Origin of the sequence: Clostridium bowmanii (genome assembly GCF_018861315.1) — a bacterium.
Taxonomy (GTDB): domain Bacteria; phylum Bacillota; class Clostridia; order Clostridiales; family Clostridiaceae; genus Clostridium_AD; species Clostridium_AD bowmanii.
This window is the reverse complement of sequence record NZ_JAHLDL010000008.1, coordinates 75140-91964: the sequence shown is the minus strand read 5'-3', so window position 1 is coordinate 91964 and position 16825 is coordinate 75140. Positions and strand designations below refer to the sequence as shown.

Sequence of the window (16825 nt, the reverse complement as noted above, 5' to 3'; positions counted from 1 at the left end):
TATATTAATATGTTCAAGGAGTAAAATATGAAGCTATATGCAGAGTTATTAAAACAGTTATATAAAGTAATAGACAGAGCAAACATAGTAATAGATGAACCAATGAAAAACCATACTTATTTTAAAGTAGGGGGACCGGCGGATATACTAGTGAACCCAGAAGACGTTAGTGAAGTTCAAGCTGCAATAAAAATTTGCAAAGAAAATGAAGTTGATTATTATTTATTAGGCAATGGTTCTAATTTACTTGTAAAAGATGGTGGAATTAGAGGAGTAATTATAAAATTATCTAAGCTTAATAAAATTGAGGTAGAAGAAAATAAAATAATAGCACAAAGTGGAGCTACGTTATATGATGTGGCCCAGGTAGCATTAGGAAAGGGACTTAAAGGCATGGAGTTTGCTAGTGGGATTCCAGGTAGTATTGGTGGCGCAGCAGCTATGAATGCAGGAGCCTACGATGGCGAAATGTCTATGGTAATGGAAAGTATGTTAGCTATTGATGGTAACGGAGAATTATTAACTTTAAATAAAGATGAAATGGAACTTTCTTATAGAAGTAGTGCAATTTTAAAATATGGCTACACAGTAGTATCGGTTACTCTTAGTCTCCAGGTTGGGGATGTGAAAGTTATAAAAGCAAGAATGGATACTCTTGCAAAAAGAAGAAGTGATAAACAACCACTAGAATACCCATCAGCTGGAAGTACATTTAAAAGGCCAGAGGGACATTTTGCAGGCAAGCTTATAGAAGATTGTGGTTTAAAAGGTACTTGTGTTGGAGATGCTCAGGTATCCCAGAAACATTCTGGTTTTATTATTAATAGAAAGAATGCCAGTGCAAAGGACATTTTAGATTTGATTATACTTGTTCAAACGGAAGTGGAAGAAAAGTTTGGGGTAAAGCTCTATACTGAAGTGAAAATTTTGGGAGAAGAGAAATAAACTCAAAGCAGTAACCAGCTTGTAAAAAACCATAATTATATAGAAAGTTTGTAAGTTAAAATAAAATTTTCAAATGTGCAACCTAAGGCGGTTGTGCATTTTTTTTTATGCTTAAATCTCTTTAAGACAGGACTTAAAAATAATAAATTAGTGTACTTGTCATTATTTTCAGATGATTAATTACCCTTAAATGTGTTATAATAAAAAAATAAAACTGTATTAATATAATGAGTTATAAAAAATATTATTTTATAGTTTTAAGTCTTTGAAAGATGCTAAAAAATAAATTAATTGTTAATAGTAAATATATTTATAGCAACGGGTAAACACATCTTTGTAGAGGGGGTTTTTAAATGAGATTTGTTATATTGACAGGACTATCAGGTGCGGGAAAGACGCAAACTATAAGAGCTCTTGAGGACTTAGGATTCTTTTGTGTTGATAATTTGCCACCAACAGTAATTCCTAAATTCGCTGAGGCTTGTTATCAGACTAATGGAAATATAGATAAAATTGCCTTAGTTATAGATATTAGAGGTGGAAAGTTTTTTGATGATTTGTTTGAAAGTTTGACCTTTTTAAAAGAAGAAGGATATAAATATGAAATTTTATTTATAGAGGCTTCTGATGAGGTGCTTGTTAAGAGATATAAAGAATCAAGAAGAAAACATCCATTAGCACCAGAGGGAAGAGTTTTAAATGGAATTGCTACTGAAAGAAAAAAACTTAAGGATGTTCGTGAGCGCGCTGACCATATAATTAATACTAGTAAACTTTCTGCAAGAGAGCTTACGCAGGAAGTAAACAATATATATGCTGAGGAAGGTCAGATAGAAACTAAACTTATGATAACCATTCTTTCTTTTGGATTTAAATATGGCATACCTGTGGATTCAGACTTGGTATTTGATGTTAGGTTTTTGCCGAATCCCTATTATATTCCAGAGCTTAAGCAGTATTCAGGTAATGAAAAACCTGTTAGGGATTATGTGCTAGAGTTTGAGGGAACTATAATATTTATAGAGAAGCTTCAGGATATGTTAGAGTTCCTAATTCCAAATTATAAAAAAGAGGGGAAAAGACAACTGATAGTATCTATTGGATGTACAGGGGGAAGGCATAGGTCTGTAGCTATAGCCAATAAAATCTATGAAACTCTAGAGCAGGGTGGCTATAGTGTCAATATAGATCATCGGGATATATATGAAGATGTGAATAGAGGTGGCGGAAAACTGTGATGACCAGGGATTTTTTGAAGCCTGGAATTAATATAAAAAGGTGGATTTTTCTAGGTGTTATTGGTGTGGTGCTTTTAGTTTTTGGAATTATTGACTTTACTAATAATAAATATTTGTGGCCGAGTAATATAGTTTTACCAATAGTTCTTATAGGGCTAGGAATTTTGATTTTATATGTTGCGGCCATGAGAATTATTAAATCATTTATTAAACTAATAAATATAGGAAATATAGATCTAGCTAATGACTCAAAAAACCTGGGAGATTTGTTATATAAAAAGAGGGTACTTGTAAAGGGACCTAAAATTGTAGTAATCGGTGGAGGTACTGGTCTTGTAACTATGCTTAGGGGACTAAAAAAATATACCAATAATATAACTGCAATAGTTACTGTGGCAGATGATGGCGGTGGATCTGGGGTTTTAAGAGAAGATTTAGGTATTCTACCTCCAGGGGACATTAGAAATTGTATTTTAGCCTTGGCAGATACAGAGCCATTAATGGGGGAATTATTGCAGTATAGATTTAAAGATGGGCGGCTTAAGGATCAGAGCTTTGGCAATTTGTTTTTAGCAGCCATGGATGGAATTTCAAACAATTTTGAAGAAGCTGTGCAGAAAATGAGCTCTGTTCTTGCTGTAACAGGAAGGGTTATCCCAGTTACACTAGATAATATGATTTTAAAGGCAAAACTTAAAAACGGAGAAATAATTGATGGTGAATCCAACATACCCAAAGCTGCTATAGAGTATAATAGCGCTATTGAGGAAGTTTTTATAGAGCCTATAGATGCTAAAGCACTTAAGGAAGCAATAATGGCTATAAATGAAGCAGATGCGGTGATTCTAGGACCGGGTAGTCTTTATACTAGTATTATTCCCAATCTATTAGTGAGGGAAATAACAGAGGCCTTAGATAAAACAAAAGCATTAAGAATTTATGTGTCGAATATTATGACTCAACCAGGAGAAAGTGATAATTATGGGGTGAAAGACCATATAGAAGCTATACACAGGCATGCTAAATGCAAGGTTGTTGACTATGTTTTAGTAAATATAGGTAAAATAAGTAGTGATCTAGAAGAAAAATATCAGAAGGACAATTCTATTATGGTTGATATAAATGAAAAGGAAGTTACAAAGCTTGGTATCGAGGTAATTAAGAGCGATTTTGTGAAAATTCATAAAGGGTATGTAAGGCACGATGAAGACAAGCTTGCAACCATTTTAATAGAAACAATTATGGCGAAAAAATTATTCTATGATAGAAAGAAAATATTGGAGTACTTTTATTTATCACAGAGGCTTAAGGCACAAGAAAATAAATAGACTAGGCCTTAATAGGCTAGTCTATTGACTTGTTATTTATTTTAATGTGGATATGGAAAATAAAATTAATGAGGAGTAAAATAATGTCATTTTCGTCTAAGGTTAAAAATGAAATTTGTAGATTTACCGAAATGAGTAAGAAAGAAGCTATAGCTGAACTAGCTGCTATAATGAAAGTTAGTGGAACTATTGGACTTGGTTCAAATAAACAAGTGAATTTTCAAATAACTACTGAAAATCCTGCGATAGCAAGACTTATCTTTAAATTATTAAAAGAGCATTTTGCCATTCATGCTAGATTACTAGTTAAAAGAAGTAATTCTCTTAAAAAAAAGAATGTTTATGTGGTTATAATTACAGAAGAAATGGGTGTTAAAGACTTATTAAAGCAAGTGGCAGTACTGGAGGATGAAAACTTTTTTTCAATAGATTATACTATACCAGGCAGGTTAATTGATGCTGAAGAATGCAAACGTAAATATATAAGAGGCGCTTTTTTAGGTGGGGGAAGTATTAGTAATCCAGAAAAAAACTACCATGTAGAGTTTGTTACGCATGATAGCGATTATGCAGAGGAATTATGCACTCTTATTAATAGTTATGGACTGTTATCAAAGATAATACAAAGAAAAAACAGTTACGTAATTTATATTAAAGAGGGCGAACAGATTGTTGACCTGCTTAATATAATTGGTGCTCATAGTTCCTTATTATTTTTAGAAAATGTAAGAATAATGAAGGAAATGAGAAACAATGTAAATAGGCTTGTGAACTGCGAAACTGCAAATCTTAGTAAAACAGTAAATGCTTCAGTAAGACAAGTGGAAAGTATTAAATTAATACAAAAAGAGATAGGATTTCAAAGATTACCTAAGAATTTGAGGGAAATTGCTGAGCTAAGGCTTGATTACCCAGACGAATCACTAAAGGAACTGGGTGCGATACTTGAGCCACCAGTTGGCAAATCTGGAATTAATCATAGACTCCGAAGAATAGAAAAAATTGCTGAAGAATTAAGGAAAGAAGGAAGGTAAAAAATTTAATGTCAAAGCATGCAGAGATTATTAATTTTATTCTTTCACTAGATATAGGAACTAAAATATCAGTTAGGGGAATTAGTGCGCAGCTAGGCCTTAGTGATGGTACAGCTTATAGAACTATAAAAGAGGCTGAAAATATGGGCATCGTTAAGACTGTGCCTAGGGTTGGGACTGTAAGAGTAGATAAGGTAGATAAAAAGAATATTGAAACCCTTACGTATGCTGAAGTTATAAACGTCCTTGATGCAAGGATCTTAGGTGGAAAAGAAGGTATAAATAGAAGTCTAAATAAATTTATAATAGGAGCCATGGCTGTTGAAACTATACCTAAGTATATAAGGCCGGGTTATTTGCTTATTGTTGGAAATAGAGAAGATGCACAGGAACTTGCTCTTGAAAATGAAGCTGCAGTGTTAATTACTGGAGGCTTTGATTGCAGTGAAAAGATAAAGGCTTTGGCAGATGAAAAAGGTATTCCTGTATTGTCATCCTCATATGATACTTTTACAGTAGCAAGTATGATAAATAAAGCCATTGATGAAAGCATGGTTAAAAAAGAAATTATTTTAGTTGAAGATGTGATGGATGTAAATATCACCTGTCTTATGGGTACTGACACCGTTGCTACTTTTAAAAAACTAATGCTAGAAACTAATCATGAGAGATATCCGGTGCTTGATGAGAATATGAGACTTATTGGAATAGTTACTTTAAGAGACCTACAAGGACATGATGATGATAATGAACAAATACATAAAATTATGAATAAGAAACCTATAAGTGTAACACCTAAAACAACTGTAGCTTATGCTGCTCATATTATGGGGTGGGATGGAATAAAGATATGTCCTGTGGTATATAAAAAGAAGGTAGTGGGAGTTTTAACTATAGAACATGTTATAAAAGCTATGGAGTTTTCACTAAGGCAGCCTCAAGTATCAGAAACTATAGAAGATCTTATTTTAAAGAATTTTAAATGCGAAACTCAGGAGGATAGATTACACTTTAATGGTCAGATTATTCCGCAAATGTTAGACCCTATTGGTACTGCTTCTTGGAGTTCACTAAATATGATGCTATCAACTATGGGAATAATGGCACTCAGAGAAAACAATAATATTAATATTACAGTAGATAGTATTATGGCTTATTTCATGAAGCCTGTGCAAATGGGTAGTGATATTGATATATATACAGAAGTTCTGGATAAAGGTAGAAGTTTTTCTAAAGTGGAAATAAGTATGTTTAATAGATTTAAGGAACCTGTGGCAAAAGCCATGATTTCCGCGAAAATATTTTGTAAATAATATGTATATTTATATTAATATAATTTTTATTGTAATGGTGAATTTATATCTTAATATTGAATTTATTAATTAAGATAATATGTCTTTTAAATATAAGGGGGAATTATTATGTTTACACATATAGTATTTTTTAAACTCAAAAATAGTGATAAGGTAAATGAGGCTAGAGATATTTTACTTAGTATGGAGGGTAAGATATTACAACTTAAAGCCCTTGAGGTGGGAATAGACCTACTACATACTGAGCGCTCTTATGATTTATCATTGATTACTAGGTTTGACTGCTTAGAGGATATGCAGGCCTATGCAGTACATGAGTACCATGTAAATGAAGTGCTAAAATATCTAAAACCAATGCTAGAGTCTTCTAAAATTGTGGATTATGAAATTTAAATTGTGGGCTATGAGGGTTAAATTGTGGATTAATTAAATCTTCTGTGGATAAAATATAGGTTTTGAGGGGAAGTGAGAAATGTGGACGGGAAATTAGAGATAAAAGAGAAAGAGGATTTAGAAGAGAAAGAGAACTTGGGAAGTTTTGTGCATCTCCATGTGCATACGGAATACAGTTTGCTAGATGGCTCTGGAAAAATTCCGGATATTATTGCTAAAACTAAGGAACTGGGTATGAAGAGCATTGCTATAACAGACCATGGGGTTATGTATGGTTGTGTGGAATTTTATAAACAAGCAAAAGCGCAGGGCATTAAACCTATTATAGGATGTGAAATATATGTAGCCTCTAAATCTATGTACATAAAGGAAGCAGATAAAGAAAATGAAACTCATCATTTGATACTATTGGTTAAAAATGAAAAGGGCTATGATAATTTAATGCAGATAGTATCGGCAGCTTCCATTAAGGGATTTTATTATAAACCAAGGGTTGATCATGAATTCTTGGCAAAGTATAGTGAAGGAATAATCGCAACTAGTGCTTGTCTTGGTGGAGAGGTTCAAAGCTATCTTTTGCGTGGTAATTATGAAAAAGCTAAAAAAGTAGCACTTGAATATAGAGAAATATTTAAGGAGGGTTTTTACTTAGAACTTCAATATCACGGCATGCAAGACCAGCTTAAGGTCAATGAACTTTTAATTAAACTTTCAGATGATACTGGAATTCCTTTAATTTGTAGTAATGACACTCACTATATAATGCAAGAAGATTCTAAAGCTCATGATGTGCTTTTATGCATTCAAACAGCTAAAACTGTGGATGATGAGAATAGAATGAGATACCCATCAGACCAGTTTTATTTAAAATCTCCGGAAGAAATGGAAAAGACTTTTTCTTATGCCAAGGATGCCTTGAGTAATACAGTGAAAATTGCAGAGTCTTGTAATTTTGATTACGAATTTCATGTATCTAAGTTGCCTAAATTCCCACTTACAGAGGGGGAGGATCCTTACGTTTATTTAAGAGAACATTGCTACAAGGGCATGGCAACTCTGTATAAGGTATTTAGTGACGTAGCGGAAAATGACTTTTCTATAGAATGTATGAATGAAATAGCTGAGGGGAATTCTGAGGCTAAAGAGTATGTAGATAGACTTGAATATGAACTTAATATAATAAAACAAATGGGATATATAGATTATTTTCTTATAGTATGGGATTTTATAAAATTTGCAGTAGAACATGATATTCCAACAGGTCCTGGTCGTGGGTCTGCAGCTGGTTCTATAGTAGCTTTTGCTCTAGGAATAACTAAGATAGACCCTATTAAATATAGTTTAATTTTTGAGAGATTCTTAAATCCAGAAAGGGTTTCCATGCCAGATATAGATTCGGATTTCTGCTATGAGGGACGTCAAGCTGTAATTGATTATGTAGTGGAGAAATATGGCTCAGACAATGTATCACAAATCATAACTTTTGGAACTATGGCCCCAAGAGCTTGTATAAGAGATGTAGGAAGGGCTATGAATTATTCTTATGCTGAGGTAGATAGAATTGCTAAGATGATTCCAACTGTTATTGGTATAACTATAAATAAAGCTCTTGAAATGAATGCAGAGCTTAATTCCCTATATGAGGATGATATACGGGTTGAAGCACTTATAGACATTGCAAAAGCCTTAGAGGGACTTCCTAGGCATAGTTCTACACATGCAGCAGGAGTGGTTATTGCATCACAGCCCTTAGTAAGTTATGTACCTCTTCAGAAAAATGAAGAAATGATAGTAACACAATTTCCTATGGGAACTTTAGAGGAACTTGGACTTTTGAAAATGGATTTTCTGGGCCTTCGAACACTTACAGTTATGAGAGATTGTGTTGATTTCATAAAAGCAAATAGGAATGTAACCATAGATATAGATGATTTAGACATTGAAGACCATAAGGTCTATAAGATGATTGGTGAAGGAAAAACTGTAGGGATATTTCAATTAGAGTCTGCAGGAATGACAAGCTTTATGAAGGAATTAAAACCTGACAATTTAGAGGATATTATTGCAGGTATAAGTTTATATAGACCGGGCCCTATGGCTGAAATCCCAAGGTATATAAAAAATAAAAACAGCATGGATGATGTAGAATATGAAACTCCGCAGCTAGAGGAAATCCTTGGGGTTACTTATGGTGTAATGGTATATCAAGAGCAAGTTATGGAAATTGTTAGAAAACTTGCTGGGTATTCTATGGGAAGATCAGATCTTGTTCGTCGTGCTATGTCTAAAAAGAAACACAAGGTTATGGAAGAAGAACGATTTAACTTTATCCATGGAATTGTCCGTGCGGATGAAACCATAGAAGTAGAAGGTTGTTTAAGAAATGGGATTACAGAAAAGGCGGCAAATCGCATCTTTGATCAAATGATGGATTTCGCGTCGTATGCATTCGTATTTTAATCATATACTGTATAAAATATATACACCTTGCTAAAAATATTTGTGAGGTGAAAGTATGAAAGTTAGTGGTAAGTTACCATACAATAAATTGAGTGAATGTGATAGACAAATAGTTATAAGCACTTATTATGAAAAAACGTATTTGATGTTTAATGAAATATCAGATATGTTAAATATATCCGAAAGAGCTATATCAAGGGTTTTGAAAGATGCTGGAATAAATACAAAGAGGCTAAACCGGTATACATTAAATGAAAGTTTCTTTGAAAATATAGATAATGAACAAAAGGCATATATTCTAGGTCTTTTATATGCAGATGGATATGTAGGTGATGAGCACTTTAATAATATAGTTTTGGGTTTAATTGATAGAGAAATATTAGAACAAATAGCCAAACTGCTAGATTTTACAGGGACAATTAGAAAAAGTAAAAAGGGTGGATTTAAGAATTCAAAAGAAGGCTATGTTTTAAATTTTTCTTCTCAAATAATGGCTGATACTCTGAGAAATATAGGACTTTACCCTAATAAATCGTTAACGTTAAATAATATACCTAATATATCAGAATTTCTTCTTAGGCACTTTATTAGAGGATATTTTGATGGTGATGGTAGTATCATGTTAAGCAAAAATAGTAGCTATTATAGGACTGATAATGCTGTTAAGAAATATGAATATCCATCATATACGTTTATGATATTAGGAACAAAGGAATTTTTAGAGAAGATAGTAATCATAATGAAGTTAAGCCATTATATAATTACAAACACAAAAACAGAAGAAATTAAATGCTTAAGAGTAACTGCTAAGTGTGATGCACAGTATTTATATAATTATTTGTATGATAATGCAACTATATATTTAGAAAGAAAAAACAGTAAATGGTTAAAAGTTTTGAGTGCCTTTATGAAGTAATTTATAAAGAAAACAGGGTGAATTGCAGGAAAGATCTTAGAGCCTTAAATACTAACTTATGCTAGTAATAGACATAAGGTCGATGGGTAATGCCAAAGGTATAGTAAAAAGTTTAAGGATTGGTTAATCCGCAGCCAAGAGTCCTAGTAATAGGATTAAGGTTCAGAGACTAGGTTAAGGAATCCTAATCAACATTAATATGTTGATGGATGGTAAAAACCCACGAGTGCCCTGTACCCCAATAATTAGCAATTAAATTATTGGGGTAATGAGATAGTCCGATACTCTGTAGAGATATAGAGAGATAAGGATAAACAGCCTTATTGGAACTAAATGTCAATAAATCCCATGCCGCAGCCTACGCAGTTGTAGGTTACCAAACAGCATACTTAATGTGTTATTATCCCACAGAATTTATAGCTGCAATGCTAAACAGTGTAAAGGGTGCAAGTGAGAAAATAGCCTTTTATACCAGATATGCAGTGCAAATTGGAATTGGAGTGCTTCCTCCTAGTATAAATGAAAGTTTTGCTGGATTTACTGTAAAAGGAGATACTATAAGATTTGGCCTTACAGCACTAAAAAATGTAGGGGTAAATGTTATAGATAGCATTGTGAAAAACCGAGAACAAAAAGGTGATTTTACAGGGTTTATGGATTTTTGCAATAAAATAGATACATCCTGTGTAAGTAAAAGAGCAGTAGAAAGCCTTATCAAGGCAGGAGCCTTTGATGATTTTAAAATTCATAGGTCTCAACTATTAGCAATATATGAAAAAGTATTAGATGGAGTAAATAATGATAGAAAGAGAAACATTGCGGGACAAATAAATTTATTTTTAGATTTTGAAAATGATTATAATAATTTCGAAATAGAGTATCCGAGTATTAAAGAATTTAAAAAGAAACATCTTTTAGCTATGGAAAAAGAAATGACAGGAATATATTTATCTGGTCATCCACTAGATGAATATGAAGAGACACTAAAAATACAAACTGATACAAGAATATCTGATATTGTGGTTGATGAAAGTCTTGAAGAAGGCAATGAGTTATTGAATGAAAGTTTTAAACTTCAAGATGGTGATAAAGTTATTATTGGAGGTATAATATCTACTGTTTCAAGGAAAGTTACGAAAAACAATGCAATGATGGCTTTTATTAATTTAGAGGACTTATATGCAAGTGTAGAAGTAATAGTTTTTCCTAAGACCTTTGAAAAATATAAATCCTTAATAGAAGAGGATGAAATAGTAATAATAAAGGGAAGAGTAAGTATTAGGGAAGAGGAACAGCCAAAGATATTATGTGAAGATATTAAACCATTACTCAAGATTAATAGTGAGAAAATATATATCTTGATAGATAATGAATCCGCAATGAAGGAAGCAATAAAAAAATTAAAGCAGAATTTAGCTATTTATAGAGGAAATACTCCAGTATACCTTTGTACAAAAGAGCCAAGAAAAATGTATGCTGTAGATAAAGCATTATGGCTCAGTGAAGAAATTGATACTATGGAAGTTTTAAGAAGCATTTTTGGAGAGAATAACATAAAAATGCAATAGTATTCCTGGGTATTATAAGTGAAAGTAATCATAATGTATAGAAGTATTTACCATATAAGAAAGCATTTATCATAGGAAAGGAAGTATTTTACATTGGTTAAAATTGTGGGAGAAATAATTTCTCCCGTTTTTGACCATTGAAAGGTTTACAAAACCCTAATGGTATGCTATATCATAAAAGTTTAATATTTATCTATATAAAACGTTGAATATTTCGCGAATTTTGTATAATATTAGAGTATAAGAGTTTTTTAATGAGCAGACATATTATTGTCATAAAATTAGATATATTATAGCCAAAGTGGGACTAAGTTTGACCCATTGGTACAGGGATTGTCCCAATAGAGTATGGAAGAATAATATAAGGGGAAAACAATTACTAATTGTTTTATGCCCCAGAGAACTACAAAGGGGAACAATTTATAATTGTTTATGCCCTAGAGAACTACGAGGAGGAATATTTATGAAAACAATTGCGGTATTAACAAGTGGAGGAGACGCACCTGGAATGAATGCAGCCCTTAGAGCAGTAGTTAGAATGGCCATATATAAAGGCATAAGAGTTATGGGTATACAAAGAGGATATAGCGGACTTATAAACGGCGAATTTTTTGATATGAATAGACGTTCTGTTTCCGATATAATTCATAAAGGTGGAACTATTCTTAGAACTGCCCGTTGTGAAGAGTTTAAAACTGTAGAGGGTAGAGAAAAAGCAGCTAATGTACTAAGAGTATTCGGAATTGATGGCTTGGTGGTAATTGGAGGAGATGGTTCTTTCACAGGAGCACAGTACTTATCAGAAATGGGTATTGCAACTGTTGGTATCCCAGGAACTATAGATAATGATTTGGCTTATACTGAATATGCTATAGGATTTGATACTGCATTAAATACAGTACTTGATGCTATAAATAAGATAAGAGATACTTCAAGTTCACATGAAAGAATTAGTGTAGTTGAAGTAATGGGAAGAAATTGTGGAGATATAGCCTTGTATGCTGGAATTGGTGGAGGCGCTGAAAAAGTAATTATTCCTGAAAAAGGGTATGAAATAGATGGATTATGTAAAACTATATTTGAAGGCAAACTAAGAGGCAAAATGCATAATCTAATAATACTAGCTGAAGGTGTGGGTGGAGCAAATGAGCTTGCCAAGGAAATCGAAGAAATAACTGGAATAGAATCCAGAGCTACAATACTTGGCCATATACAAAGAGGTGGAAGTCCAAGCGGCTTTGATAGAATGTTAGCTTCTAGAATGGGAGTTAAAGCAGTAGAAGTGCTTATGGAAGGTAAATCAGGAAGGGTAATTGGTATGAGAGGCGGAAAAATTGTTGATGAAGACATCAATACTGCTCTAGCAATGCCAAGAAAATTGAATGAAGAACTTTATGAAATGGCAAAAATTCTTTCTTATTAAAATGAAATAAAATGATTTTATATAAGATTGTTTATTATTAAATAAAAATAACTTAAATAAGGGGAGAAGTTTATGAAAAAAACTAAAATTATATGTACAGTAGGACCAGCTAGTGATAACAGCGAAATAATAAAAGGATTAATGGATGCGGGAATGGATGCTTCAAGGCATAATTTTTCTCACGGAGACCATGCTGAACATAAGGGTAGAATGGACTTAGTAAAGGCATTAAGAAGTGAACATAATAAGCATATCGCTATAATACTCGATACTAAGGGACCAGAAATTAGAACAGGAGATTTTGCAGCAGGTAAACTTGAATTAAAAGAAGGCGCAAAATTTACTATAGTTTGTGGTGAGGAAGTTATGGGCGATGAAACTGTTTGCTCAGTTACATATAATAAATTATATGAAGATGTTAAACCTAATGATACTATACTTATTGATGACGGTTTAGTAGGTCTTATCGTTCAAGAAGTTAAGGGTAAAAGGATCGAATGTATAGTAGCTAACACTGGTATGGTAGGAAATCATAAGGGTGTTAACGTACCTGGAGTTTCAATAAATCTTCCACCTCTTACAGAAAGAGATATTGATGATTTGAAATTTGGAGTTGAGCAGGAAGTTGATATTGTTGCAGCCTCATTTGTAAGAAAAGCAACAGATGTACTTGATATAAGACGTGTTCTTAACGAAAATGGTGGAGCAGAAATACAAATATTCTCTAAGATTGAAAACAGAGAAGGGGTTAATAATATCGATGATATAATTAAGTTCTCCGATGGTATTATGGTAGCAAGAGGAGATTTGGGAGTTGAAATTCCTACAGAAGAAGTACCAATAGTTCAAAAAATGATTATTGAGAAATGTAATGCTGCTGGTAAGGCAGTTATAACAGCTACTCAAATGCTTGACTCTATGATGAGAAATCCAAGACCAACTAGAGCGGAATCTTCAGACGTTGCAAATGCAATATTTGATGGTACAGATGCAATAATGCTTAGTGGTGAAACTGCTAATGGTAAATATCCTATAGAGACAGTAGAGATAATGGCTAAAATAGCCAAAGCTGCTGAGAATGCTCTTAATTATCAAGAAAATTTAAAGAAAAAAGGAAAATCACATATTCCTAATGTACCAAATGCTATTAGTTTAGCTACTTGTAATACAGCTATGGAACTTAATGCTTCAGCTATTATTACTGCAACTCAAAGTGGTAATACAGCTAGAAAAGTTTCAGCTTATAGACCAGAGTGTCCAGTTATTGCTGTTACTCCTTATGAAAAGGTAGCTAGGGCTTTAGCATTAAACTGGGGTGTATATGCAGTATGTGCAGATAAAGTAGAATCTACAGATGAACTTATAGATAATTCTGTAAAGATTGCTTTAGAAGCAGGCTACGTAGAAAAGGGAGATTTAGTAGTTATAGCTGCTGGAATTCCAGCGAATTTTGTAGGTAGTACTAATATGATGAAAGTTCATATAGTTGGTGATATATTACTTAAAGGTAAGGGTAATATAAGCGCATCAGCTTGTGGAACAGCTTATCATGTAAAGAATGCAAGAGAAGCTAATGATACTATGCTAGATGGTGATATCTTAGTAATGAAAACATTAAACAGAGATTATATCGATATATTAGATAGAGTTTCTGGAATTATAGTAGAAGAAGATGAATTAAGCTCAAGTGTTGTTATTGAATGTACAAAAAGAGAAATTCCAATAATATACAATGCAACAGGAGCAGCTGAAATAATTAAAACGGGTTCATTTATAACTATGGATGCAGCTAGAGGTATTGTTTATAGTGGAAGAGCTAATATAAAAAACTAAATAAATTAAAATAGCAGATTACTAGCAATTAGGCTGGTAGTTTGCTAAAGATTGTCATATAACTGGCAATCTTTTTTTGAAAACTATAAAAATCTTTACATGTAACATAAAATTATGTATAATAAAAACAAATATGGTTACAATTATGAACAAAGAAGAAGGGCAACTGATTCTATTTGAGCATCTATATGGTGCTTTTTTTTATTTGCATTTTTTTGAAGACCTGTCTTGCAATCTTCTGGATTCAATATAAGGGGGGTTATCATGCATAAGTTAATATACATTTAAAAATGAAATCATGAAAGTAATAAATCAAAAGAATATGATATTAATTATCTTTATCTTTCACTTATATAGTATAATAAGAGCAAAAGATACAAACTATAAACTAAAATACATAGTTGGAGGTAAAATCATGAATGGAACTTTAAGTTGCAATGCAACAACTTGTGTCAATAACGTAACAGGAATATGTTCAGCTAGGACTATAAATGTTTTGGGGTCAAATGCCCATAGCAGTGAGTCCACACAATGTGAAACTTTTGCTGAGAAAGGGTTAAAGAATTCTTTAACTAATGCACTTAATCTGAATGTAGTTGGTGAAATTAAGCAAGTATTTAATAGTGACTCCATAGAGATGAGCCCAAGTATTAGATGTGATGCTACAAATTGTATGCATAATGAAAAAAAATTATGTATAGCAGATAATATTTTGGTAAATGTCACAGGTGCGCTAAGTAGCAAAAGAACACAATGTGAGACATTCGAAGAATAATGAAAACTAGTGAAGTGTGCATTTTTTTTAGATTATGCTAAAAGGCATCTTCAAAGAAATAATTAGTCAGATATCCATGGTATATTTGACTGCTTATTTCTTTTCAGGTGCTTTTAATATGGTAAAATGGATATAGGTTTTTATGATAGATATAGTTTTAGATTTAGGTTGAGGTTGGGAGGAGATTTTATGAAAAATAATGAAAGATTTGATAATTATGTTGTTCCTGTTGAGAAAAACATGGATTATGTAATGACTATAGATAATATGGGATACGAGGGTGAAGGTGTAGGTAAGATAGATAACTTTACGGTTTTCGTAGCGGGTGCAATTGTAGACGAAGTGGTAAAAATAAAAATTGTTAAGGTTTCTAAGAATTTTGCTTTTGGTAAATTATTGGAAATTATAGAATCATCGAAAAGGAGAATAGAGCCAGTTTGTAGTATATATAAGAATTGTGGAGGCTGTAATCTACAACATATAGACTACAGGGGACAATTAGAGTTTAAAACCAATAGAGTAGTACAGGTTATTAATAGAATAGGGAAATTAGAAGATGTTATAATCCACCCTACACTAGGAATGGATAGCCCTTATAATTATAGAAACAAGGTTCAATTACCTGTGTCTAATAAAAATGGTGGAGTAGACATTGGATTTTATGCTGCAAGGAGTCATGACATAATAAACAATGAAACTTGTCATATTCAAGATAAGGCTGCAGATATTGTGGTAAAGCTTACAAGGCAGTGGATAAAAGATTGTAATATTCAAAGTTATAATGAGGAGACCCACCAAGGTATACTTAGACATATTATGATTAGAAAAGGCTTTAGGACAGGAGAAGTAATGGTGGTGCTCGTTACTAATGGTAAAGCACTTCCACATAAAGAAGAATTTATAGCTATAATGACTAAGAAGATTCAAGGACTTGTTAGTATAGTACAAAATATTAATAATGAAAAAACAAATGTAATACTGGGAGCGCGTTGCATAACATTATGGGGAAAAGATGCTATAACTGATTACATAGGAGAATTTAAATTTGAAGTTTCTCCACTATCATTTTTCCAAGTTAATTCAGCTCAAACAGAAGTATTGTATAGTAAAGCTCTAGAGTATGCTAATTTAAGCGGTGGAGAAGTGGTACTAGATGCTTATTGTGGTACAGGAACTATATCACTATTTTTATCTCAGAAAGCTAAAAAGGTATATGGAGTTGAAATAGTACCAGAAGCTATTGAAAATGCTAAAATAAATGCAAAAGAAAACAAGATAGATAATGCAGAATTTATAGTAGGAGAGGCAGAAGTGGTTATTCCAGAACTTATTAGTAAAGGAGTACGAGCTGATGTAGTGGTAGTTGATCCACCAAGAAAGGGTTGTGAAAAAATTCTTTTAGAAGCAATTGCTAGTATGGGACCTATTACTATAGTTTACGTTTCTTGCGACCCTGGTACTTTAGCTCGCGATTTAGGGATTTTAGATGAACTAGGATATAGAACACTAGAGATTCAACCAGTGGACATGTTCCCTCAAACATCTCACGTGGAGTGCGTTGCTAGGATAGAGAAGAAATAGGACATAAAATATCACTTT

General features: G+C 32.7%; 12 protein-coding genes and 1 pseudogene. All 13 read left to right on the top strand.

The window, feature by feature from the left end; translation table 11 throughout:
• The first annotated feature begins 27 nt into the window (after positions 1-27).
• A complete protein-coding gene (gene murB, locus KPL51_RS07370; RefSeq protein WP_216159001.1) occupies positions 28-945 on the top strand; it encodes a UDP-N-acetylmuramate dehydrogenase in 918 nt (305 codons plus the stop codon).
• Positions 946-1298: 353 nt separating this feature from the next.
• Positions 1299-2183 (top strand): RNase adapter RapZ, encoded by an 885-nt coding sequence (gene rapZ / locus KPL51_RS07365; protein ID WP_216158999.1) that lies wholly within the window; start codon positions 1299-1301, stop codon positions 2181-2183.
• Positions 2183-3511, top strand: coding sequence for a gluconeogenesis morphogenetic factor MgfK (gene mgfK, locus KPL51_RS07360; protein WP_244998031.1), 1329 nt, complete (start codon positions 2183-2185; stop codon positions 3509-3511). The genes rapZ and mgfK overlap by 1 nt, the downstream gene beginning before the upstream one ends.
• Before the next feature lie 83 nt (positions 3512-3594).
• Positions 3595-4545 carry a DNA-binding protein WhiA gene (whiA, locus tag KPL51_RS07355; protein WP_216158995.1) on the top strand — a complete coding sequence of 317 codons (951 nt, stop codon included), beginning with the start codon at positions 3595-3597 and terminating at the stop codon, positions 4543-4545.
• 8 nt (positions 4546-4553) lie between these two features.
• Entirely contained in the window at positions 4554-5858 is a 1305-nt protein-coding gene (locus KPL51_RS07350; RefSeq protein WP_216158993.1) for a DRTGG domain-containing protein, read from the top strand.
• Positions 5859-5966: 108 nt separating this feature from the next.
• Positions 5967-6251 (top strand): Dabb family protein, encoded by a 285-nt coding sequence (locus tag KPL51_RS07345; RefSeq protein ID WP_216158991.1) that lies wholly within the window; start codon positions 5967-5969, stop codon positions 6249-6251.
• 135 nt (positions 6252-6386) lie between these two features.
• Positions 6387-8702: pseudogene (locus KPL51_RS07340) on the top strand (DNA polymerase III subunit alpha); the annotation flags it as partial.
• A 64-nt stretch (positions 8703-8766) separates the two neighbouring features.
• Positions 8767-9627 carry an LAGLIDADG family homing endonuclease gene (locus KPL51_RS07335; RefSeq protein ID WP_216158987.1) on the top strand — a complete coding sequence of 287 codons (861 nt, stop codon included), beginning with the start codon at positions 8767-8769 and terminating at the stop codon, positions 9625-9627.
• A 323-nt stretch (positions 9628-9950) separates the two neighbouring features.
• A complete protein-coding gene (locus tag KPL51_RS07330; protein WP_376770077.1) occupies positions 9951-11195 on the top strand; it encodes a helix-hairpin-helix domain-containing protein in 1245 nt (414 codons plus the stop codon).
• A 463-nt stretch (positions 11196-11658) separates the two neighbouring features.
• Complete coding sequence (gene pfkA, locus KPL51_RS07325; protein WP_216158985.1) at positions 11659-12618, top strand: 6-phosphofructokinase; 960 nt, start codon at positions 11659-11661, stop codon at positions 12616-12618.
• 72 nt (positions 12619-12690) lie between these two features.
• On the top strand, positions 12691-14451 hold the full coding sequence (gene pyk / locus KPL51_RS07320; protein WP_216158983.1) for a pyruvate kinase: 1761 nt from the start codon (positions 12691-12693) through the stop codon (positions 14449-14451).
• Positions 14452-14866: 415 nt separating this feature from the next.
• Positions 14867-15226 carry a DUF1540 domain-containing protein gene (locus KPL51_RS07315; RefSeq protein WP_216158981.1) on the top strand — a complete coding sequence of 120 codons (360 nt, stop codon included), beginning with the start codon at positions 14867-14869 and terminating at the stop codon, positions 15224-15226.
• 189 nt (positions 15227-15415) lie between these two features.
• Complete coding sequence (rlmD, locus tag KPL51_RS07310) at positions 15416-16807, top strand: 23S rRNA (uracil(1939)-C(5))-methyltransferase RlmD (RefSeq protein WP_216158979.1); 1392 nt, start codon at positions 15416-15418, stop codon at positions 16805-16807.
• The last annotated feature ends 18 nt before the right edge of the window (positions 16808-16825 follow it).